This is a genomic window from Paenibacillus sp. FSL R5-0407 (assembly GCF_038009185.1).
Taxonomy (GTDB): domain Bacteria; phylum Bacillota; class Bacilli; order Paenibacillales; family Paenibacillaceae; genus Fontibacillus; species Fontibacillus vini.
The window spans coordinates 3,673,826-3,696,861 of record NZ_JBBPAX010000001.1; the positions used below are offsets into that span (position 1 = coordinate 3,673,826).

At 49.2% G+C, this 23,036-nt stretch carries 11 protein-coding genes and 1 pseudogene; 5 read left to right on the plus strand and 7 right to left on the minus strand.

Features of this window, described 5'->3' with window-relative positions; translation table 11 throughout:
- Nucleotides 1-63: 63 nt before the first annotated feature.
- The 7 genes and pseudogenes from NYE70_RS17440 to NYE70_RS17470 all read right to left on the minus strand — a co-directional run bounded on the left by NYE70_RS17440 (nt 64) and on the right by NYE70_RS17470 (nt 15,682).
- Complete coding sequence (locus NYE70_RS17440; protein ID WP_211025073.1) at nt 64-438, minus strand: collagen-like protein; 375 nt, start codon at nt 436-438, stop codon at nt 64-66.
- A gap of 130 nt (nt 439-568) precedes the next feature.
- A complete protein-coding gene (locus tag NYE70_RS17445) occupies nt 569-7,033 on the minus strand; it encodes an Ig-like domain-containing protein (RefSeq protein WP_341047154.1) in 6,465 nt (2,154 codons plus the stop codon).
- A 257-nt stretch (nt 7,034-7,290) separates the two neighbouring features.
- Nucleotides 7,291-10,584 (minus strand): Ig-like domain-containing protein, encoded by a 3,294-nt coding sequence (locus tag NYE70_RS17450; RefSeq protein ID WP_341047157.1) that lies wholly within the window; start codon nt 10,582-10,584, stop codon nt 7,291-7,293.
- A gap of 196 nt (nt 10,585-10,780) precedes the next feature.
- Nucleotides 10,781-13,075, minus strand: a pseudogene (locus NYE70_RS17455) (preprotein translocase subunit SecA).
- Nucleotides 13,076-13,094: 19 nt separating this feature from the next.
- Nucleotides 13,095-13,805 carry an ABC transporter permease gene (locus NYE70_RS17460; RefSeq protein WP_341047159.1) on the minus strand — a complete coding sequence of 237 codons (711 nt, stop codon included), beginning with the start codon at nt 13,803-13,805 and terminating at the stop codon, nt 13,095-13,097.
- A complete protein-coding gene (locus NYE70_RS17465) occupies nt 13,802-14,647 on the minus strand; it encodes an ABC transporter ATP-binding protein (RefSeq protein ID WP_341047160.1) in 846 nt (281 codons plus the stop codon). Before NYE70_RS17465 ends, NYE70_RS17460 begins: the two co-directional genes overlap by 4 nt.
- A 159-nt stretch (nt 14,648-14,806) precedes the next feature.
- Complete coding sequence (locus NYE70_RS17470; RefSeq protein WP_341047162.1) at nt 14,807-15,682, minus strand: LytTR family transcriptional regulator DNA-binding domain-containing protein; 876 nt, start codon at nt 15,680-15,682, stop codon at nt 14,807-14,809.
- 289 nt (nt 15,683-15,971) lie between these two features.
- On the opposite strand from NYE70_RS17470, the gene NYE70_RS17475 reads away from it, so the two are divergent.
- From NYE70_RS17475 to NYE70_RS17495, 5 genes are all read left to right on the plus strand, one after another.
- On the plus strand, nt 15,972-16,952 hold the full coding sequence (locus tag NYE70_RS17475; RefSeq protein WP_341047165.1) for an ABC transporter permease: 981 nt from the start codon (nt 15,972-15,974) through the stop codon (nt 16,950-16,952).
- A 14-nt stretch (nt 16,953-16,966) separates the two neighbouring features.
- Nucleotides 16,967-17,881: a carbohydrate ABC transporter permease gene (locus NYE70_RS17480; protein WP_211024570.1), complete on the plus strand. Its 915-nt coding sequence runs from the start codon at nt 16,967-16,969 to the stop codon at nt 17,879-17,881.
- Between the two features lie 66 nt (nt 17,882-17,947).
- The gene (locus NYE70_RS17485; RefSeq protein ID WP_341047166.1) at nt 17,948-19,549 is read left to right on the plus strand and encodes an ABC transporter substrate-binding protein; all 1,602 of its coding nucleotides are present in this window, start codon (nt 17,948-17,950) and stop codon (nt 19,547-19,549) included.
- Between the two features lie 79 nt (nt 19,550-19,628).
- A complete protein-coding gene (locus tag NYE70_RS17490; protein WP_341047168.1) occupies nt 19,629-21,365 on the plus strand; it encodes a sensor histidine kinase in 1,737 nt (578 codons plus the stop codon).
- 8 nt (nt 21,366-21,373) lie between these two features.
- A complete protein-coding gene (locus NYE70_RS17495) occupies nt 21,374-22,996 on the plus strand; it encodes a response regulator (RefSeq protein ID WP_341047170.1) in 1,623 nt (540 codons plus the stop codon).
- Nucleotides 22,997-23,036: the final 40 nt, after the last annotated feature.

Sequence of the window (23,036 nt, forward strand, 5' to 3'; positions counted from 1 at the left end):
GAAAACTTGAACAGCCGCACAACAAAGAGAACAGCCTGCAGGCTGTTCTCTTTGTTGTCTGCCTTAGAAGCAGGTGAACGAGCTGATCCGTTTCAGGTCAATACCGAAGTATCCCCAGAAGAAACCGAACCATCTGAATCCTGCAATAGAATTACGTCCGACGAATACCGGGAAGAACCAGAATTGTTCGCCGTTGTTCAGCCAAATGTATGTGTTGCGGAACAGGCACCGTCTGATCCCTCCGGGGTCAACGGCATACGCGGTGGCCGACATTTGCGGTACGAATTGCGGTGGAGGAGACGTAGGCGGTTGAATGCCTCCCGGAGCACCCGGAGTCCCGGGAAATCCACCTGCTCCCCCCGGTCCTCCCGGCACGCCTGGTCCGCCCGGGAATCCCGGATATCCTCCGCCGGGTCCCGGCGATGGAAAAAATCCCATATGTGATCACTCCTTTTCAATGAGTAGGCATAATCATCATATGCATTCGCGGATAAGGCGTTTGGGCGGATGCCAATAAAAAAATCCCCGCCCGGCCGAAGCCGAACGGGTTGGTTGATTCATTCACTGACTATATTCCCAACGAGGTCAGTAATTTGTAAATCATTGCGGCTGCTTCGCCTCTTGTTGTTGTTTGGCCCGCGCGGAAAGCGCCATCCTCGTAACCATTCAGGATGCCTGCCGATAGAGCCTTATCGATCGCTGGCTTCGCCCAGGACGGAATGTCCGCAGCGTCTTTCAGGCTCGGTGCTTTAATTGTCGAGCCTGCAGCGCCCTCTTCGTAGATCTGCAAGGCCCTCGCCACCATCACGGCTGCTTCCGCCCGAGTCACGGTGAGCTGACCCTTGAAGCTGGTTGTGCCTGCTTCCTCGTAGCCCTCGATCAAGCCCGCTTCCACAGCGGCCGCGATATGTGGCTTCGCCCAAGATGGGATATCGGCCTCATCCGAGAAGTTGGTTTCACGGGAAGCTGCTTCAAGACCCAAAGCCGAAGACAGCATCTTCGCAAACTCGGCCCTCGTTACGGTTACATCCGGATGGAAGTTTCCATCCGGATATCCGGCTATAACTTTCATTCCCGTGAGGCGTTGAACGAAGGTAGATGCCCAATGACTTGCCATGTCCTTCATGTCTGCCGGTTTGTAAGAGAAGACCGCGAACTTTCCGATATGATCGACATTCACTTTGATCGTTCCGTCACTAACGATGGCTCCGCCAATGAATATCCACCGCTTCTGTCCCTCGTGGTAATAGTAAACGGCAGGTTCACTGCCCGGCTTCAAACTCTTAGTGTCATAGGTAAAGAAAAGCTCAAGCGGTTTGGCAAACCGATTGCCTGTTGTACTGGTCAGTTCGAAAACCGGACTGACTGCTTGGAGATCACTGCCCGCAGGAGCCTGATCAGGTTCGACGACAGAGACCTCAATCGTACCCTTCGACGACACGGCGCCCTGAGGAATATTAATCTTTACTCCGCCTTCCAGTTCCAGTTGCTGACTTGCATCGGGACTCACATCCGCTTGTTGCTTTTTGTCCCCTGATGCCGATTCGCTGTTCCCGCCGGATGAAGTTCCCTGCCCTCGCTGCCCCCCGGTAGAAGGGGTTCCCCCCGTTTGACCGTTATTATTGCCGCCCGGGGTTCCTGGGGTTGGATTCTCATTGCCGCCCGGCACCTCAGTGTCGTCGCGACCGGAAAGCTGTCCCGATACGTCAAAGCCGGTAAAGGCATTGTAGGTCGCCTGGATTCCATCCGTATACAGGCCTGTCTGTGCGGGTTTGTTGTCGAACGGATCCACCGCGTCAAAAATTAAATTGTTATTCACCCATACATAGATTCTGCCGTTCGAACGAACCACCTTGTAGAAGTTTTGCGCGCTAATCTCTTCGCGAAGCGCGAAGGAGAATGGGCGATTCAAATCCGAAGGCACGCTCAGTCGAAGCTGACTGGTTGTTACAGGGTTTGTAAAATCGGCGACATGATAAGCGCCTACTCCCTTATCTTGATATCCGAACGGTACCGCGTTCCAACCATTCGCCCAGCTGTCGAATTTGAATTCCGCCGAGTTCGATTGAGGCAGTTCAAAGTTCTTGTTCATATACGGGAACGAACCGTGGAACCACAGGATCTTGGCCGACGAAATTTCAGTCTCCGCACGTAAATCGTACACATATTCGCTCTGGCCGTTCTCTGCGTAGTTGCTGTGCCCGTAGATCGTATCTCTCGCTGTGGAGGCGACAGCCATGATCTGCTCCTGGCCATCCACGACCTTGCGCAGCTCAAATTCCTTTGTGGCATAATTCGTGCTTACCGTCACGTAATTCCGGTCGTCGATGTACTCGAGAATGACGCCCGCTTTACCGTTGCCCGGCAAGTCTCCCGTATTCACATTCACCGAGAATTCATGTTCAAGCATCGGATCGCCCTTGACCGTGAGCGCTTCTCCGCCCGCTGGGGACTGCAAGCCTTTATCGGAAACCGACCATGCATCATCCCAACCGTTGATATACGTACCGTATTCGCTCCAACCGGTCGTCACGGTCACGTTGTCCATCCGGACCTTCGCCTTGTTGCTGATCAAGCCGATTTGCCCTGGAGCATCCATCGCCTCATGCTCGAACACCGGCCGATCATCGTTAAGAGTGTAATGATCCAGTTCCGCAAACAATTTGGACCCGTTCTTGTATACCCGGAGCGTATGGTATTGCTCCGCAAAGTCTTTAGCGCGAGGATCATCGCTAAGGAACGCGAATGTCGTCGGCAATTCTGTGGTTAAGCTATCCGAAACGCCGTTGATGCTGGATTGCACGATAAGCTTCCGGTCATCGCGGTCGATCAACACATTCACATAGTTGTTCTCATCTTTATGCCATGCAACAATACCGGCCTGCCCCTCATCTCCGAAATCGTTGTCGTCGAATCGAAGATTAGCTTCAACAAAGACGTTTTCCGCTTTGTATCCGTTCAGCATCACCTGTTTCGAATCGCCCGATGCGTTGAAGTACAACTCCTCGTTGTCTATCGTTACGCCTGCCACCGGGATTTCGTAATGCTGCAAGCTGGCTCCAGAATCGAACCGGTCTTGGAACGTCGGTGTCCAGGCCTCCGGATGAATCCCTTCGGAATCATAGGAAGTCGGTCCGTCAACAACCATCTCCTGATCCCAGAAATAGACACGATCCTTTCCTTGCCCTTCGTTACTATTCCAGAATGCTTTGTAGGTAGTCCAAGTCTCAAACCCGTTCGGTCCCATAATGATATTCGGCTGCGACGGTCCGATGATGTCCGGTTCAACCGGATGACCGTTCGTATCGTACAGACCGAAATCCAGATGGTAGTAATTCAATTTAGCGCCGCCGTCTTTGCTAATGTCTACGGAGATCACATTCTCCCCCGTTTGCAGCAGATTGGCGGGAACTTCAACCATCTTGTAAGCTCGTTGCTGACCATTGAACGCAAAGAACTCCTTGCCGTTCACATACAGCTTGCCATACCCCTCCAGACGGTAACGCAGAACCGTAGTCTCCGGAACGGCATCCAGATTGAAGGCGCGTTTCGCCCACATGGAAGCCTGACCGTTCGGATGCGCCCAAATCTCGGATGGCGCGGTTTTGCCGTCATTTAAAATGGTCGGAATTTTGCCTGTTCTTGTATCCGGCCAGCCAAAGCCGCCCTCCCCGGACACCCACCCGTTCAGTTCGGAGCCAATATCATTCCAGCCCGCCTCAGGCTCCTTGAAGGTATATTGATACGGTTGACCGCCATGCTCCGCAGTCGGCAGAATGACATTGTACTTCAGAAGCAAGCCCTCAATATTGCGCGCCAGCAGCTTGCCCGGGTACTTGGAATCGTTCGTAATTTTATCGTAGCTGTCGGCCTGTGCTACCCCGGTCTCATAAAGACCTGTTTCCGGGAACATCTGATTTCCGACATACAGCATGTAATACTGGCCATTATGGTAAAACAGCTCCGGTCCCTCGAAATTGACGAAGTTCACATTAGCCCAATGGCCCTTCTGCGTATGCACCGTCTCGATCGCCTGGCTTCGGCCCGGATTGCCCTTTTCGTTAAAGAACGATTGCACGTTCCAGAGCCAAGCCCCCGCATCCGCCGGCTTGGCCGCCCCGGTGTTGGGGTTCACTTCGTCCGGATTTACCTTGCGCAAGAAGATCAAATCCCCGTTGTGCGCAACGAACATCTGCGGGTCAATTCCGTCGTCAAACTTCTTTTCCCAGAAAGCATTGCGGAAATCGGGTACCGTGTTCATCTTGCTCGGATCCCCGTAGAGTAACGTCGTGCCATTAAAGGTATAGAACATTACCCCGTTATGAAAGAGCAAGTCGGATGCCCCTAATTCGTTGTAATCCGCCGGGTTCACCACTGGGGGAGCCTGACTCGGATCGTTCGAAATTAATCGATAAGGGCTTTCCCAATGAATCATATCCTTCGATCGATACACATTGCCCAAGGTTCCGGTTCCCATCGCATAATAGTAGCCGTTATACTTCTCGATCGTTCCGTCATAGAGGGTTGCCTTCTTGCCCAATTCGGGCCCCGAATCCACACGGAACATGTTATCTACTATTTCTATAGCTGACGGACTTACCGTGACTTCACTGTCCGCCGTGAATCCTCCGTCCTCGGTTGTTGCCGTAATGAGCGCGCTGCCCAGTCCTACGGCCGTTACCCTGCCGCTCGCATCCACAGCAGCCACGGATGAATCGGAAGTCGACCAGGTTACATTAAGATTCGATGCATTCTTGGGTAAGATTGCGGCTGACAACAGATGTGTCCGGCCCAACGCTAACTCCACCTTCGGGTGGTTCAGAGAGAGCCCCGTTACCGGTATGCCGCTGACTGTAACAGTCGCAGAAGCCGTATATCCACCCTCCGCTGTCGTTGCAGTTATCGTTGCTTCACCTGGCTGAATCGCTTTAACGATACCCTTATCGTCAACGGCAGCTATAGACGAATTGTCGGAGGACCAGCTTACCCGCTGATTTGTCGCATTCGCCGGCTTGAATACCGGTGTCAACGCCCCCGTCGTACCCACCATGATTTCCAGGTTCCCGGGTTCAAGACTTACGCCCTCAACCGGGATATTCTCAACGGTCACGTTGCTAGTCGCCGTGTATCCTCCATCGACCGCGGTCGCAGTAATGATGGCCGTCCCTTCCAATATTCCTTGTACGGTAGCCTTCGGGCCGCCATCGGTTACAACCTTCGCGACGGATTCATCGCTGGAGGACCAAATCACATCCTGGTTCGTTGCATGCTTAGGGGAAAACATTACAGCAAGCTCCTCGGAAAGGCCCGTTCCAAGTGTAAACGCCTCCCGATCCAGGCTGATGCTTTCCGTATGGACCGGTCCTACGACGGGTTCGACTACCGCATTGTATAACCGAACCTCATCGATGATCCCGTTGAAGTTGGCCCCTGTCGCTGATCCCTCGAAGGCATCAACGGCGAATCTCGCACCGAGCGCCCCTTCGTTAGCCGCTGCGGGAACCGTATCAAAAGACGTTGCCGTTTCTTTGACCAAATGTCCGTCAAGGAATAACTTGAAGGATTTGTTGCCAAAGGCAACCGCTACATGATGCCATTCGTCGGCACCGCTCAGCTCTGAGGAAATAATGACACGATCAATCTGAGGCTTGTTATTCACAACAGCAGCCTCAATCTTCCCTTCATTAATTTGAATCGCCAATCCTGCCCCGTTGCCTCCGCGCTCAAACAATACCTGTCTGGTGTTCAAGTCCTTCGGCTTGAACCACATCGCAGCGGTGAATGCAGAGAATTCATCTCTCAAGAAAGGCATTAAATTCGTATTGAGTTGAATGATGCTTGTCGATCCGTCGAAGGAGAAGGCGCCTCCATCAACCCCACCATTCGGCAGCCAGTTTCCAACAGCACTTATAGAATGATGCTCGTTACCTGTTGAATCCTCTGCAACCTGCCTGTTATTAAAACTGAAGGGCTCGTCCAGCTTGTACCAGGCATCCAATCCCTCAAAAGGCATAGAGATCAGCGCCGGAAGGACGGTTACTTCGCTGGAAGCTATATAGTTTCCATCCTCCGAAGTCGCGGTAACGGTCGCACTGCCGGCCCTTTTGCCTTCGATAGCAGCCTTATCGGGACCATAAACAGCGACTGTCACGACGGATTCATTGCTGGAAGCCCAGGTGATATTGGGATTCATCGCAAATGTCGGCTCAAGAGATGCGAAAAGATACACCGATTCGCTGACCGACGTGGTCACCTGCGGCTTGTTCAATTTTATCCCGCCCACTTCGACCGAAGGGGTGACCGCTCTGTCGTACAAACGCACATTATCGATCATCCCGTTGAACCAAGCTCCGGTCTTGTCATCTCCACCGAATGCATAGACGGAGAATTTGGCGCCGATGGCAGCTTCGTTAAGCGCGCTATTCACTTTATTAAACGACGTAGTAGTTGTGGCTGCGACCTGACCATCCAGGTACAGCGTGAACGTTCCGTTGTCGAAGGTAACCATGACCTGGTGCCAGGAAGTGGTGTCTTTAAAGTCAACAGACAAGGTTTTCAACACCCCTCCGCTCACTACAGCGGCCTCCAGCTTGTTTGCGTTCAATTGAATCGCCATACCCGCCGCATTGCCTCCGCGTTCGTACAACACCTGCAGCTTTTGCGAATCGTTTGCCTTAAACCATAATGAAGCGGAATGCTGAGTGAAGGCATCTTTCAGGAACGATCCTTGCGGATCCGACCCCAAATTCAGCTGAACCAGATCGGAAACGCCGTTAAACGATAGAGCCCCGTCGTAGACACCGCCATCTTGGGCCCATGTACCCGAGGCATTGATGGAATGATGTCCATTGCCGGAAGAGTCCTCAACTACGACTTTGCCGTTAGGTTGGTCAGGACTGTCCATTTTGTACCAGGCCGTCAATCCAGGCTCCTCACTTTTTTCCAAAGCATGAGTTTTGCCAACCGGGATAGCGCTGCCCACCAGCGCTACGATGAGAATGAATGCAAATAACTGTCTTAAGTTCTTGCTCAATTTACCCCTCCTCCACATGATTGGTATTGCCTCCTGATTGAAATCGCTTTCATAAACATTTTTTATTATAGTTTGCAATTCCCCCCAGAGAGCTCCAATAATATGTACTCCACTCCAATCTTTTGACTATTTCATATTCTTCAGCGGACTAGCAGCCTCTCCTACCCTCGATTTGAATGCAAAAAGGGTTCAACCCGCTTCACAGCGAGATTGAACCCCTCAAGATAATTCCCGGTATTAAACTTATTTCATCATTTTCACCGATCTATCATATTTATCAAAACGATTACTGCCTCTGCTCTTGTAGTTTGGGAGCTTGGATGAAACTCGTTGGCACCCGTACCATTTACAATCCCCAGCTCCTTCAGGGCGGCCACTGAACCTTTGGCCCAAGCAGGAATCTCCTTATCATCTGCAAAAGAGGTTGAGGCATTCTCCTTATCAGCTAACTTAAGTGCCTTCGCAATCATCGTAGCCATCTCAGCGCGGGTTATATTTGCATTCGGACGGAAAGAGCCATTTTCATAGCCACTAATGATACCCGCTTGAACGGCCTGCGAGACTGCCTGCTTGGCCCAGGTCCCGATTTCCGCTTTATCCGTAAAAGTCAGATCGGTTCCAGGTTCTTGCCAGTTTAGTGCATTCATTAACATAACTGAGAATTCCGCACGTGTTACGGTATTACCCGGCTTGAACGTTCCATCCGGATACCCCGTTACGATTCCGTCGCTAATGGCTTGCTTGATGCTTGCCTCAGCCCAGTGACCGGAAATATCGCTAATGTTGATGTCGACTTTTATGGGCTTGTCATTGACTGGCACTCCTGTATCGTTATCTACCACGAGGACCGCAAACTTCGTAAAATGATCTACATCTACTGTGATTTGATTCTCTTTTACGATGCCGCCTTTAACTTCCACCCATAACTTCTTCACTTCATCATAATAAAATACAGCCACCGTTTGATTGCTCTTCAAGCTCGCGGGATCGAAGGTTAAGGACAATTTTACGGGTTTGCTAAAGTTCTCCGGAAAGTTCTTCAGAATTTCGAAGACTGGACTTGCTAACACCTCTTTATTCCTTAATAAGGCTTCAGGGTCGGATACTTTCTCGATCGATAATTTCAGTTCTTGGAGTGAAGCGCCTGCGGGAATCGCAATCTTGATATCGTTCCCCAAACTGACTACTCCCGATTTGCCCGAAGGAAGCGTTATTTTCCCATTCGTTTCAGTAACAGTACTGTTATTCGGAGCGGGTGGTGTGATTACAGGAGCAGTGGAACCGCCGCTTGAAGAACCACCGCCGTTAGTTGCCGGCACAGTCCGTACCGAATAGGAATTGGATTCCGTGGTTCCCTGCCCCGCATTACCTGCGCTATTGTACACACCGCTATTCTGAAGCGTGATGACATTGGCGGCAGCACTTACATTAGCTTGAGGTGTCAACGTCGCCGTCCACGTAATATCTCCATCCGACGAACTGAGGCCGCTTAATGTACCGTTAGGGACAGTCAGGTCTGCTAATGTAAAGTCACTAACCGCTTCCGAGAACGTGATTGTCACGAGGGATGTCTCACCGATAGTCAGCGACGTGTCGGCGATCACAATGGTAGCCGTGGGCCGAACTGTATTGATCGTATAATTGCTGGACCCGGTCGTGCCCGCCCCCGTATTGCCTGCAAGATCCATTACACCCGTGTTGTCGAGCGTAATGGCATTAGTCGCCTCAATAACATTCATATCCGGTGTGAACGTCGCCGTCCATGTGATACCGCCATCGGAAGAGCTGAGGTCACTCAATGTACCGTTCTCGGCAGTCAGGTCCTCTAGTGTGAAGCCACTCACTGCTTCCGAGAATGTAAACGTCACTGCGGAAGTCTCGCCGATCTTCAGAATCGTGTCAGTGACTACAATGGTCGCCGCGGGCCGGACCGTATCGATTGCATAATTGTTGGATTCGGTCGTGCCTGTCCCCGCATTGCCTGCGGAATTAACCACTCCCGAGTTATCGAGCGTGATGACATTCGTTGCATCGGTAACATTCATGTTCGGGGTCAACGTTCCCGTCCACGTAACGCCGCCGTCGGAAGTACTGAGGTCACTCAGTGTGCCGTTATCGATTGTCAGATCAGCAACCGTAAAGCCACTCACCGCTTCCGAGAAGTCGAACGTCACCGTGGTAGTTTCGCCGATCGCCAGCGACGTGTCGGCAACTGCAATGGTAGCCGTTGGCCCGGCCGTATTGACCGCATAATTGTTGGAATCGGTCGTACCTAATCCGGCATTGCCTGCGAGATCCATTACACCCGTGTAGTCGAGCGTGATAACATTGGTCGCCTCCGTGACATTCATATGAGGTGTTAATGTTGCCGTCCATGTGATGCCGCCATCGGATGAACTGAGGCCGCTCACTGTACCGTTTGCCACATTCAGATCAGCCGGCGTGAATCCAACAACCGCCTCAGAAAAAACAAATGTCACTGTGGAAGTCATTCCAGCAGTTAGGGAGGGGTTGGTGACTGTAATGGTCGCCGTAGGGCGAACCGTATCGACTGCATAATTGTTGGAGGTCGAGATGCCTCCTCCTAAATTACCTGCGGAATCAGCCACACTCGCGTTGTCGAGCGTGATAACATTAGTCGCCTCCGTGACATTTATATTCGGCGTTAATGTCGTCGTCCATGTGATGTTGTCGGAGGTACTCAAAGGGCCAACTGTTCCGCTCATCACCGACAGGTCCGCATTCGTAAAGCCTGTCACAGCTTCCGAGAACTTGATCGTAACTGTAGCATGCTCTCCGACCTTTAGCGTCGTGTCGTCGACCTCGATGGACGAGGTTGGCCGATCCGTATCGATCTTGAAATTGTTGGAATCGGTAGTACCTACCCCCGTATTACCTGCGAGATCCGTTAGACGCGTGTTGTCGAGTGTAATTACATTGCTTGGATCATTGGTATTCATGTCCGGCGTGAATGTCGCCGTCCCGAGGCGGCCCCCGGAGGGCAAAACAAGCCCGCTCAATGTGCCGTTAGGGACAATCAGGTCTGCTAGTGTGAAGCCGCTCACCGCTTCCGAAAATGTAAATGTCACCGTGGTGGTTTCACCGATCTTTATTTGCGAGCTGTTGGTCGTAATGACCACCGATGGCCGAATCGTATCGACATCATAAGGGTTGGAGGTGGTTGTGCCAATGCCCGCCTCGTCTCCGGCATTGATCACTCCCGAGTTGTTTAGCGTGATGACATTGTTCTGCTTTTCGACATTCGAGTTCGGCGTTAAAGTCGCTGTCCATGTGAGGCCGCCATCGGACGAACTGAGGCCGCTCAATGTGCCGTTCGGAACAGTCAGGTCATGAGTTGTAAAACCACTCACCGGTTCCGAGAACGTGATTGTCACCATGGCAGTCTCGCCGATGATCAGCGACGTGTCGGCGACATTAATGTTAGCGATTGGAGGCACAGCGTACACTTTATCCAATGGTCTTAAATACACTAGCCCTATAAGGATAGATAACACAAGAAAAAACGATCCTATCTTTTTCGCAAAATTCATATGAACCTCCCCCGGTTACACTTCAATTATCTAATCTTTCAGTCAACACAAGTTCTTTCATTCGACACACAGCTTCAAATCCCTACATTAACCAATAAAAAAATATGAGATATATCATAAAAACCCCCTCTTTTGAGGGGGTTAATTGAAAATTTCTGTGAATAACGAGTCCGAGTTTGCTTGTAATTCGCCACCATCAAAACTTTTGCCACCGAAATACCGGTTTCAACATTTGACGGAGCCATAAGGCGAGTACCGTCCCTGGAGCCCAGGAGCTGCGATTTTGCAAGTAATCCATGTATTGATCGTTGATCATATAAGTCCGCGTGGAGGAAGGGCTCTCCAGACCAAACTGTTCCCACTGCGCCGGATCATTCGAACCTTCAAGCTTTGCGAGCATATTTGCCGTCTCCCTGTCGATTTCAGCCGGAATTTGCTCAAAAGCATGAATAATTTGATCATGAAAATCGTTGAGCGGATAGCGGTTAGCCAGGCTCGTCAAATGGATGCTTTCGCGGATGTAAGAAACGTATGCCAGATGTTCCGCCCAGAACTTGTCGATATAATAGAGGCGTACCCGTTGTTCCGATGGGCTCATCTTCTTCTCGCCTTTCAAAATTCCGAGCCGCTCCTCATATAGAATACGTCTCTGTTTCTCCACCGTATCCTAATAACGGTTCAGCTCCAGGCGAATATCGAAGTTTTGGCCCATCACTATGCGCTGAATTTGTGTGATTTTGCTGTGAAGCCCCAACTCCTCCAGAGGATCATCCTGCCTGAGATCGCGATAGGCGGACGGGATTACTCTATCCACGCCGAACCTTAGCATCAACTCGTCCTCCAGGCTTACGAAAAATACGGACGCCCCCGGGTCGCCTTGGCGGCCGGCACGCCCCCGCAGTTGGTCGTCGATCCGCAAGCTTTCATGCACATGCGTACCGATTACATACAACCCGCCCAGCTTGGCTACAGCTTCTGCTTGCGCGGGGTCCCCGCCGCCGAGCCGAATGTCGACCCCGCGTCCCGCCATATTTGTAGACACCGTCACGGCGCCGATCTCTCCCGCCTTAGCGATGACTTCGGCTTCTTTTGCGTCGTTCTTCGCATTCAGCACATGGCAAGGGACTCCAAGAGCCGCAAGCTTCTCCGCAAGCATGTCAGACTCCTCGACGCTTGATGTACCAATCAGAATCGGACGCCCCGTCTTATGGATCGATGAGATTTCCTGTACAAGCGCCTTAAGCTTAGCTTCTTTATGGGTATAAATCCGGTGCGGATGGTCGATCCGTATGTTCGGCCGGTTCGGCGGAATTTGCACGACCTGCAGCATATATATATCTTCGAATTCAACGGCGGAAACGTGCGCGGTAGCCGTCATTCCGCAAATCTTCGGATATAGGCTAAGAAAATGTTGAAGGGTGATCGTACCGAGAATTCTCCCGCCGGACGAGTGCTCCAGCCCTTCTTTAGCTTCAAGCGCGGCTTGCAGCCCGTCCGGCAGATGCCGGTTCTCCGCCACGCGGCCGGTATATTCGTCGATCAGCTCGATTTTACCGTCCCGGACGATGTAATCGACGTCCCTTTTCAATAAATATTCCGCATGCAGCGCGCAATTTAACGTCGATAATAAATGACTATTATAGCTTTCGTACAAATTGCCGCATCCCAGCAAGGATTCCGCTTTAGCAGCGCCCGCTTCGTTCAAATAAACATTCCGCTGGAACTCGTCGAAGTCGTAATGCACATCTTGCTCAAGCTGCCGAGCCACTTCTGCGAAGCGAGTGCCGTCACTTTTGGAAAAGCCCGGCTCACCGGCGATGACCAGCGGCACCCGTGCTTCGTCGAGAAGCAGCGAATCCGCTTCGTCGACGATGACGTAATGGAAAGGACGATGCACGGTATCGGTTACGCTCAGTGCGATCGTGTCGCGCAAGTAATCGAACCCGGCCTCTTTGGCCGTAACATAGGTGATATCCGCGGAATAGGCCTCCCGTTTCTCGGGCAAACTCATGCCCGCTTGAACCGACTTTACCGATAACCCGAGAAAGCGATAGACCGGGCCCATCCACTCCGCGTCCCGATATGCCAAATAATCGTTAAACGTCAGCACATGAACGCCTTCGCCGGTAAGCGCATTGAGATAAGCGGGCATCACCGCTGAGAGCGTCTTTCCTTCACCGGTTTGCTGCTCGATCAGAAATCTCTCGTGCAGTGCGATAGCGGCCATGATCTGGACATCATAGGGCTGTAATCCGAGCGTTCTCTTGGCAGCCTCGCAGACTAGCGAATAGGCATCTACAAGTAGGTCATCCAAAGGCGTGCCCGATCTTGCTTCCTTTTTCAGCCGGAGAGATTCCGCTTGCAGCCGCTGATCGTCCCATGCTTCCAGGTTCCGCTTCCTGATGAGCTCCGCCTTTTCCCGATAGCCCTTCAACCTGAGCCGGTTATCGCGGTCCTTGAATTCTTGCATCCATTTAACGGCTAAATTCATGGAATCCCCCCTCCGTTTTCTACTCGTCCTTTAACCGTCGCTGATATAGAACAACAGACCAGATCGTTAATGCAACGGTCCACGCCAAAATAATAAGCAGGGGTTTCAATAATTCTCCTGTCGTAAAGCCCGTGCCCTGTATGCCCAGCAAATGCACAAGCTGGCTGCTTGGCAAGTAATCCAGTACTTTGAAGATTGGAAAATCATCCGCTAGTAATACTCCGGATGGCGCAACAGTGAATATAATCAGCACGGGCATTATAGATAATGTAGCTTCAAGCAACGTTTTGGAGAATAGACCACATATCGTCCCGGCTGCGGTGTATAGAATAATCGAAAAAATAATCGCTGCCGTAAACGCCCAAATACTTGCTGGCTCATAGCCAAATATAAACGTAGTAATACCTAGAACAACAGCAGACATTACAAAGGTTAAGGCACTTTTACCGATTAAAACATCCATGGTCGAGGCCGGAGTCATCATTAAGGATCGTAAAGTGTTATGCTCCTTTTCCTCCGCAATCAAGCATGCCTGCGTAAAGCACGGTAATATCACAAACGAAGTATTTAGAACCAGGGCAAAGGCTTCTGTCAAAGGCGTGGGTGCACTTCGAAGAATAAACGCGAAAATAATTGGGAAAAGCAACATAATAGAAACCGCGTAATTACGTGAGAACTCTTTATAATCCTTCATAAATATCGCACGGGCTCGTTTTAATGAGATACTCATAGTAACTCACTTCCTGTCATTTTAATAAAAATATCACCTAGACTTGGCTCTTTCGTCTCCAATCGATCAATGACCCCTCGTTTCATCCAATCGGCGATTTGATCCGCCGTTCTCTCATCGATCGGAAGCTCGTAGGCTTCCCCATTGATTAATTCAACGCACATGACGTTTTCTCTATGCTGTTTTTTAAGCTCCTTGGGTGATCCGATGGCTTGGATTTCTCCTTGATACAAAATGGCTACACGATTACACATCAATTCCGCCTCAGCCATATCATGTGTCGTTAAAAAAATCGTTGTCCCGTTCTCATTTAAGTAGCGTAAGCCTTTATAAATATGTGCCGAGTTTACTGGATCCAAAGCCGAAGTAGGCTCATCCAGAAATAATAATTCCGGCTCGTGGATCACTGCACATGCCAACATGACACGCTGGCGCATCCCTTTCGATAAGCGGTTGACTTTCTTCTTGCGTTCTCCGCTTAAATTTACAAAATGCAGCACCTTATCGATCGAGGATTTAGGAAGATCATATAGCTGACGATACAGCTCCAGATTTTCCTCAATCGTTAATCTCTCGTATAAACCGCTGTTATCCGTCAAAATGCCAAAGCGCATCTTCTGTGCAGATCGATGCATCATCTCCGATGGCTCGTTAAATACCCTCGCCTGCCCGCTTGTCGGATTTAACTGCGCCGTTAAAATCTTAATTAATGTCGTTTTGCCCGAACCGCTCGGACCCAGGAAACCAAAGATTTCCCCTTTCGGAATGGAAAAGGACACGTCCGACAACGCATCCTTATGTCCAAATCGCTTGCGGATACGTTCTACTTGGATAACATCCATGACATCACTTCCTTAGGATTGATGCCTTAAGCATATAAAGATTGCATGCTACCAGCTATCAAAACCCGCCGAAATGTACCTATGTCCGCCTGAACGGTACCATGGAATGCTTGACTGGTTCGATGCGGATTAGTTCGGTATTTCCCCGGAAATGGGATTTTAAATGTTGAGAAGGGCTTTTAATTCATGCAATTTTGAACGGGATAATGGAACCACGGCATCTTTACCGGTATGTAGGCGCAAGCTGTAACTATTTTTCGTCCATGTAATAATTTCTCTTACCTTTTGCAGGTTCACGATGTAGGATCGGTGGCACCTGAAAAATCCGAAGTTTAACAACCTCTGTTCAAGCTCGGATAACGTCAAAGCACAAACATAGTTTTCTCCACCCACATGAACAAGGATCGAGCCGTCCATGCTTTCTATATAATCGATTTCAGGCGGATCAAACAGGATCACTTTGTCGTTTCTTTTTGTAGAAATCTTCTGCAAGGTTATATTGGCCTGGTCTTGTTCCTGCACTTCCTGCTTCTCCTCTTCGGAGTCCCGAATATCCAAGGGGTGGAATCCCAATTCGTTCAATCGGTAAATGGCATCACAGGAAACGAGAGCATCCTCTAAATTAGAAGTTAAAATTATGATTCTCTTCTCTTTCGAAAGATCATCCAAAATCCGTTTGAAATGGCGACGATCCTCTTCCTCCAAGTAAAAATAGGGTTCCTCCAGGACAAGTGTAGGCTGATGCGCAAAAAAGGCACGCAGCAAGGTTACATACATCCTTTTCGATGAAGGCAGATTCCGGACTCTTACCTTCTTTTCTTCTTTTAAAGCAAAATAATCCATTAACTGAGCGACATGGTCATTCCTCTCCGTTACCTTGATCAGGAAAGTGATCAGCTCTTCCACCGTTAAACGCATATACTCGTTTTGCCCGGCTCGAAATAAATAATATTGGGAATGATCCTGCAATTGATTCATTAAAAGCTGCTTTCGCTTTAAGTCCGTTATAATGCCAATCGAATGGTTCGATGTCATATCTAATTCGATTTTCGGTAGAATTAACTTCCCATCTTGATACATCGGTTCAAATTTCATGCCGTCCTCCATTTATAAGCTTGGGTCACTATCTGTTATACGAATGTATTATCCAAAACGACTCATAATGTGCTCTAGCGGCTGGTCCCGTTCGCCTGGGGCCCTTTGAATTTCCTTGCACAGGAAGAGGTAACTTTTGAATAAACGAGGTCACCTGCGATAGAGAATTCCCCCGTTTCTCTCACTTATAATGAAGCCATCCTGATTAACAAGAGTGAGGTTAAATACTATGGCTATCCCATCCCCTGTAAAATCTTCGACCCGGCAAACGCAGGTAACGCAACCGCGGAGACATGTCCGGTTACTGCGAAATATTGTGAAATACCGCGTCCTGCTGTTCATGCTCTTGCCGACCGCCATTGTCTTTTTTATCAATTGTTACATTCCCATGTTCGGTCTCTTCATCGCTTTCAAAAATATTAATTACGTCGATGGAGTAATGGGCAGCCCTTGGGCCGGGCTGGACAATTTCCGATTCCTCTTTGCCACGTCGGACGCTTGGCGAGTGACCATCAATACGGTGGCCTACAACGTTGTTTTTATTATTTCCGGATTGATTCTCTCGGTTGCGGTCGCCATTTTAGTGAATGAAGTCCACGCCAGGTTCGCTTCCCGGTTCTATCAAACGGTGATGATTATGCCGAATTTCTTGTCCATGGTCGTCATCAGCTATATCGTTTACGCCTTCTTGCATCCGGAATACGGCTTTTTGGTCAAATATGTTCTCCCTTTATTCGGTCACGAATCCGTCAATGCTTATATGCACCCTCAGGCATGGCCTTATATTCTATGGATCACGAAAATGTGGCATTCCGTCGGCATAGGCAGTGTTATCTATCTGGCGGCGATCACCGGGATCAGCGAGGAGCTTTACGAGGCTGCCGTGATGGATGGCGCAAGCAAGTGGCAGCAAATTTTCCGAATTACACTGCCCCTTCTGACCCCTATCATGGTCATTTTAACCATTCTGAATTTAGGCGGCATTTTCCGCTCCGATTTCGGCTTGTTCTATCACGTTACGCTCGACTCCGGCGCACTCCGCTCAACGACGGATGTTATCGATACTTATGTGTATAGAGGCTTGATCCAGCTCAACGATTTGGGAATGTCTTCGGCAGCGAATTTCTATCAATCTGTCATCGGGTTTTTCCTCGTCGTGGGAGCCAACAGCTTGGCTCGTAAACTAAATCGCGATACGGCACTTTTCTAGAATGGAGAATCTATATGAACAAGGCATCGAACGTTAAATCGTATCAGAAGGTCTCCAAGTGGGCCGATATTCTGATTCATACTTTTTTCATCGCTCTCAGTCTCGCTTGTATTCTTCCTATATTACTGATCGTCGCCATCTCGTTTTCCAGTGAAAAAATGCTTACGTTAAATGGCTACAAGTTTTGGCCGGATGAGATCGATACGTCCGCTTATCACCATCTGTTCACCAACTCGGCAACTCTCGTTAAAGCCTATGGAGTTAGCATCATGGTGACGTGTATCGGGGCCTCTCTGGCAGTTTTATTAATTGCATTGTATGCGTATCCCCTCTTCCGCAAGGATTTTCCGTTCAAGAGAACCTTTAATATTTACCTTCTGATTACCATGCTGTTCTCTGGAGGGCTTGTTCCGTTCTATTTGCTGTACGTGAACTTTTTGAACCTGAAGGACTCCCTGATCGCCCTAATCCTTCCGGGACTGTCGAATGCGTTTTATATCTTCATTACTCGGACATTTTTTCAACAGACGGTACCTGAAGAGATGATTGAATCCGGCAAATTGGATGGAGCGTCGGAATGGAGGATCTTCTTCCAGCTCGTTCTTCCCATTTCCCTGCCGGTTCTCGCCACTATCGGTTTGTTCACCACGCTGATGTATTGGAACGATTGGTTCAATTCCATGTTGTTCATTAATAATACCGACAAGTATTCCCTGCAGTACGTCATGATTCAAATGATCCGGCAAGCCGAATTTTTTAAAAATCAATTAGCGGGAAGCGGCGTAGCTCTGATGGTACAGGAATCCGTTCCGACGGAAAGTCTTCGTATGGCGATGGTAGTCGTCTCAATAGGCCCTATTCTATTCGTCTATCCGTTCTTCCAGAAGTATTTTACCAAGGGGCTAACTGTAGGAGCCATCAAGGGTTGAACTGTCTAACTCTGGCACAAAGGCCGGTTAGAATATATGATATGACTAATGAGGAGGGTCAACAAAATGAAATCATCGAAAAGATGGAGTATGGCGCTTGCTTGTCTTACAGCGATCATGCTGGTCATTTCCGGTTGTGGCGGCAGCAGTAAAAGCTCGAATTCAACCGGTTCAACGAACGTGGAGTCCACAACGAACAACAAGGGTTCCGAGGATCCCGCTGCCGGGAATCCCGATATTTCCACGTTCCGCAAGCTTACCGTATATACGGTAGGGAATTTTCCTCAGAACAACACGAAGGAAGTTGTAGCCGAAATTAATAAATACCTGAAAGAGAAAATCAATGCCGAAATTGACTTCCAAGGACTTCCTTGGTCCTCCTGGGCCGAAAAGATGGCTCTGGTCTACCAGTCCGGGGAACAAGTAGATTTGACCTTTGCTCCAAACTGGGCCGATTTCGCCAATAACGTAGCGAAGGGCGCTTTTCTCCCGCTCGATGACTTGTTGGCTAAACATGGTCAAGGAATTATGGAGACGTTGGACCCCCGTTTTCTTGACGGCGGCACAGTAGACGGGAAAATCTACGCAATTCCAACCAATAAGGAAATCGGCGAAAGCCACACGATTATGTTTAGAAAAGATCTTATCGATAAATATGGATTCGATGTCAACTCCATCAATACACTGGAAGATCTGGAACCATGGCTGCAAACCATCAAGGACAATGAGCCCGGCATCGCCCCAATCTGGCTCTCAGGCAGCGGTTCCGACACGCTTGGCTACTTCGACAAAACCAAACCGAGTCTGGAAGAAAACTTCCGATATGAATTGGTGGCAGGCGCACCTGCCGGCATCGTGCTGGATACGAAGACGGATAAAATGATCATCAGTTCCATGGAATCCGATATTGCTATTTACCGGTTGAAGCTCTACAACGATTGGTTCAATAAGGGCTTCATCAATAAGGATGCCGCAACGACCAAGACAAGCACGGAGGATGCATTCAAGGCAGGTAAGACCTGGATGAAGTTCGGCTCCGACAAACCCGATTCCGATAAGGAAGATTCTATCGCTACAGGGATTGAGCTCGTTAAACTTAAAGGGAACGATCCGGAGATCAGCACGGCCAGTGTGAGCAACTCCATGATGGCCATCGGTCGTACATCTGTCGATCCGGAACGGACGATGATGCTCTTAAACCTCCTCCATACCGACCCACACCTGATCAACCTGATCGATTTCGGTGTGGAAGGCAAGCAGTATGTCAAAGTGGAAGGCAAAGATAATTTCATCAAACTCCCCGACGGCGTCGCTACCCGGGCGGATACGGGATGGGCACCGGGTATTGAATGGATGTTCGGTAACCAGACGCTGACTTATTTATGGGAAGGTGAAAGCGCAGACAAATGGGAGAAGTTCAAAGCTTATAACGAGAAAGCCCACAAGGTGAAATCATTCGGCTTTAACTTCAACACCGACCCCGTCAAAACGCAGGTCTCCGTGGTCAGCAACATCATTAAAGAATACCGCCCGCTGCTTGAAACGGGAAGCCTTGATATAGACAAGGTGTTGGCGGAATATAACCAAAAGTTAAAAGCCAACGGCATTGAAGATATCCGCGAGCAGGTTCAAAAACAGTACGATGAATGGAAAACGAAGCAGCCATAAAAAGCCAAGGGGAAAGACTGATGAGGTCTTTCCCTTTCGTGCGGCCCAGGCGTCTATTAACCCGAAAAGGAGAGGGACCGTGAAATTATCATTACGATTTAAAGTGAGCGCTCTCGTCCTGCTTCTAGTGACGCCTCTTTTTCTTTTTCTTTACTATACCAATATTTACTCAACAAACATCGTCCGTGAGAAAGTCGCGAAATCCGCATCGGATACGCTGACCCTGCACTTAGGCTCTCTCGACGAATTGCTGGAGCAGACCAGCATTTATTTGCTGCGCTCGGCAAACGAAAACATGCTGCTGGAGCTATACTCGGAGAGCCCTCCGGACAGTGTCAGTTATTACTTATCGATCCGTAAGCTGATGGATCAGTGGTATAGCGATGTCAGCTACTACACCATTATTCGAAGTGTATTCGTCTACCATCTTGACCGGAAAGAATTGTTTCTCAGCAGCCAAAAAGAGTATTACCAAGAGAAGGACGCCATTAGTTCCGGGTTATCCTCCCAATTGAAAGGTTCCCAACTTCCCGCCTCCCTGAATTGGGAAATCGTGAACATCGGTGGTGAGCCTGTGTTGTATAAGGTGTTGCCGGATAAAAGCGGAAGGCTTCTTATCGGCGTGCTTGTCAGCATTGACTCATTAGCCCAGCCTTTAATCCAATTGGAATCCGCAGAGGGTGACGACGGGAGGGTTGGCATCATTTCCAAAGACGGCAAATTGCTGTGGGGGGAATTCTCCAACGAGGACCTCCATCGGATCCGCAGCCATTTGAATGATCAATCCCACGGTACCGGTACCTCCATTCGCCTCAGTAATGGAAGCAACTACCTATTTGTGGACAAACCATCTCTATTTTCAAATCTTAACGTTTTTATTCTACTGGACGAAAAATCGATATTGGAAGAGCTGCCTATTTTCCAGCGAATCATTAAGAGTATCCCCATTGCCATTGTTATCATCATGGTCATTCTGCTTATTCTATTGAGCCGGCTTGTGTTTAAACCGATTCAGCAGTTAGCAAGCGGGATGCGCATACTCGGCAAAGGACATCTGGAACACCGTCTGAAGGACGGGAAAAGCAAGGAGTTCCAGCTAATTACGCAACAGTTCAACCGGATGGCCGAACAAATCGGCGATCTTAAAATTGACGTATACGAAGAGCAAATGAAAGTGCAGCAAGCCGAGCTGAAGCATCTTCAAGCCCAGATTAATCCTCATTTTTTTATGAATTCCTTAAATATCGTCTATCATCTCGTAGAGCTTAAAAAGTATTCACTAATCAAGAAAGTGATCAGCCATTTAGTATCTTATTTCCGGTTCATCATGAGCACCAACGATACGTGGATAACGCTGGGAAGCGAGTTAAATCACATTCGCAATTATATGGAAATTCAGATGGTCATGTACCCGGACAGGCTGGACTTTCACGAACAGATTCCAAAGGAGCTTGAGAACGTACTCGTTCCGCCATTACTCATCCAACCATTTGTAGAGAATGCCATTAAGCATGGATTTATAAACAACTCACATCCATTTAGAGTCAGCGTCAGCGTAAAAGAGGAGACTTTGAACGACGAAGAATCCTGCGTATCTATCCAAATCAAAGATTCCGGGCCGGGATTCTCCGGGCAGCAACTTGAAATCCTTAATCTTGGATTATATGAAAAGGATCCGACGGATCGCCAAATTGGAATTTGGAATGTTCGCAGACGATTGATTATGTTCTATGACCAACGAGCGGAGCTCTCCTTTCATAACGATCCTCAGGGGGGCGGAGTTGTGAATATAAAACTGCCTATTAGAGGAGGCTGAGTGAAAATATGTACCGAGCTTTGATCGTCGATGACCAGTACTTCGCCTTACTCGGTTTGCAGCAAGGCATCGACTGGAGCGAGCTAGGCGTGACGGACGTCTTCCTGGCGGAGAACGTGGAGCAAGCAATAGAGTGTCTGAAGCAGCATCCGGTGGATCTGCTGATTTGCGATATCGAGATGCCGGGGAGGAACGGATTGGACTTGCTGGCCTGGGTGAAGCAGCACTCGCCAGTGACGCTTACGATTATGCTCACCTGCCATGCAGATTTCGAGTACGCACAGCGGGCTCTCCAGCACGGGGCATTCCATTATTTGCTGAAGCCCGTTGATTATGAGGAACTAAAGAAAGTCGTGTGTGAAGCGATAGCGGGAATCGACAGGCAGAAAGAACAACAGCAATTTGAGGCGCTTATGCGGGAGTATCGGAGAAAGTGGGAGCATCAGCTGCCTATTTTAGTGGAACGATTCTGGCAGGACATTCTTAGCCAACGAGTTTCGATCCGTCCGGATTCGTTGCAAATAGTTGCGCAAACGTACAATTTGGATTTAAAGCCGGGGGACCGTTATTATATCGCCCTGTTAGGCTTGGAACAATGGAAAGAAAACCTAAGCGCGCGTGATGAGACCATTATGGAATATGCGCTTCGCAATTTGGCCGAGGAACTACTCCTAAATGGGTTGGAAGGCGCCATATTGCAGGATCATGTAGGCCACAATCTGGCGGTCGTATATGAGAGATGTGAAGGAAGCCCTGTAAGCAACCGACTTGAACAAAATGGCAGGGCATTCTTGAGTGCGTGTGAACGGCTGCTTCAATGCTCCCTGTCTATCTATATCAGCCCGGCGGTTCACCTGCAAGATATCGTTGGCGCCTACACATATGTTACGGAGAGAGAGCAGCGCAATTTAAACAGTTCTCGCCAAGTATTCACTCCGGTCTGTCCGCCTTCGGAAAAAGTCCTTGATCAAATCCCAACGGCGGCTCCAATGAACTTGTTTGCAGAGTGGGCAACCGTGTTAGAACTCGGCGAACTGGAGGAGTTGGACCGGCGTGTTAAGCAATGGTTCTCGAACATCAGGGGAGATCAATGGAGTAATGAATCGCATCGCCAGCTCTTCCATGGCGTTCTCTTCATTATTCATACAATTTTGGCCAAAAAAGGTTTATCCCTGCACAAATCGGAGGAGTTAAAAACCTTGACGGACAAGGAAAATTACCCGAAACACCCCGCCGCCCTGCAGAACTGGACGATGGAGTGTCTCGCGGCCACTGTACGTGTGCTTAGGACAAGTAACAGCGTATCCTCCGCTGTTGTCGCCAAGATCAGACAATATATTCGTTCACGTCTGAATCAAGAGATCACTCGGGAAGAGCTGGCTGCACATGTCTACCTGAACCCGGCCTATTTATCACGAATGTTCAAGAAGGAAACGGGTTTATCCTTATCGGACGTCATTATTCAGGAACGAATAGAAGAAGCCAAGCGTTTGCTGGAAGCAACCGAATACAAGATCACTGACATTGCAGAAAGTGTAGGTTATATCAGTTTAGGAAGCTTTTCAAACTTATTCAAACGAGTTGTCGGAGTAACGCCGCAGCAATATCGAGCCCGAAAAAAACTTGAGTAGCCAAACAAACGTTATTTCTTGCAGCTGTCCCATACAGTAA

Bases quoted from the DNA above. Each gene is read 5' to 3' on its own strand.
- NYE70_RS17440 (WP_211025073.1), bottom strand. From the start codon at position 438: ATGGGATTTTTTCCATCGCCGGGACCCGGCGGAGGATATCCGGGATTC.
- NYE70_RS17450 (WP_341047157.1), bottom strand. From the start codon at position 10,584: ATGAATTTTGCGAAAAAGATAGGATCGTTTTTTCTTGTGTTATCTATC.
- NYE70_RS17460 (WP_341047159.1), bottom strand. From the start codon at position 13,805: ATGAGTATCTCATTAAAACGAGCCCGTGCGATATTTATGAAGGATTAT.
- NYE70_RS17465 (WP_341047160.1), bottom strand. From the start codon at position 14,647: ATGGATGTTATCCAAGTAGAACGTATCCGCAAGCGATTTGGACATAAG.
- NYE70_RS17470 (WP_341047162.1), bottom strand. From the start codon at position 15,682: ATGACATCGAACCATTCGATTGGCATTATAACGGACTTAAAGCGAAAG.
- NYE70_RS17475 (WP_341047165.1), top strand. From the start codon at position 15,972: ATGGCTATCCCATCCCCTGTAAAATCTTCGACCCGGCAAACGCAGGTA.
- NYE70_RS17480 (WP_211024570.1), top strand. From the start codon at position 16,967: ATGAACAAGGCATCGAACGTTAAATCGTATCAGAAGGTCTCCAAGTGG.
- NYE70_RS17485 (WP_341047166.1), top strand. From the start codon at position 17,948: ATGAAATCATCGAAAAGATGGAGTATGGCGCTTGCTTGTCTTACAGCG.
- NYE70_RS17495 (WP_341047170.1), top strand. From the start codon at position 21,374: ATGTACCGAGCTTTGATCGTCGATGACCAGTACTTCGCCTTACTCGGT.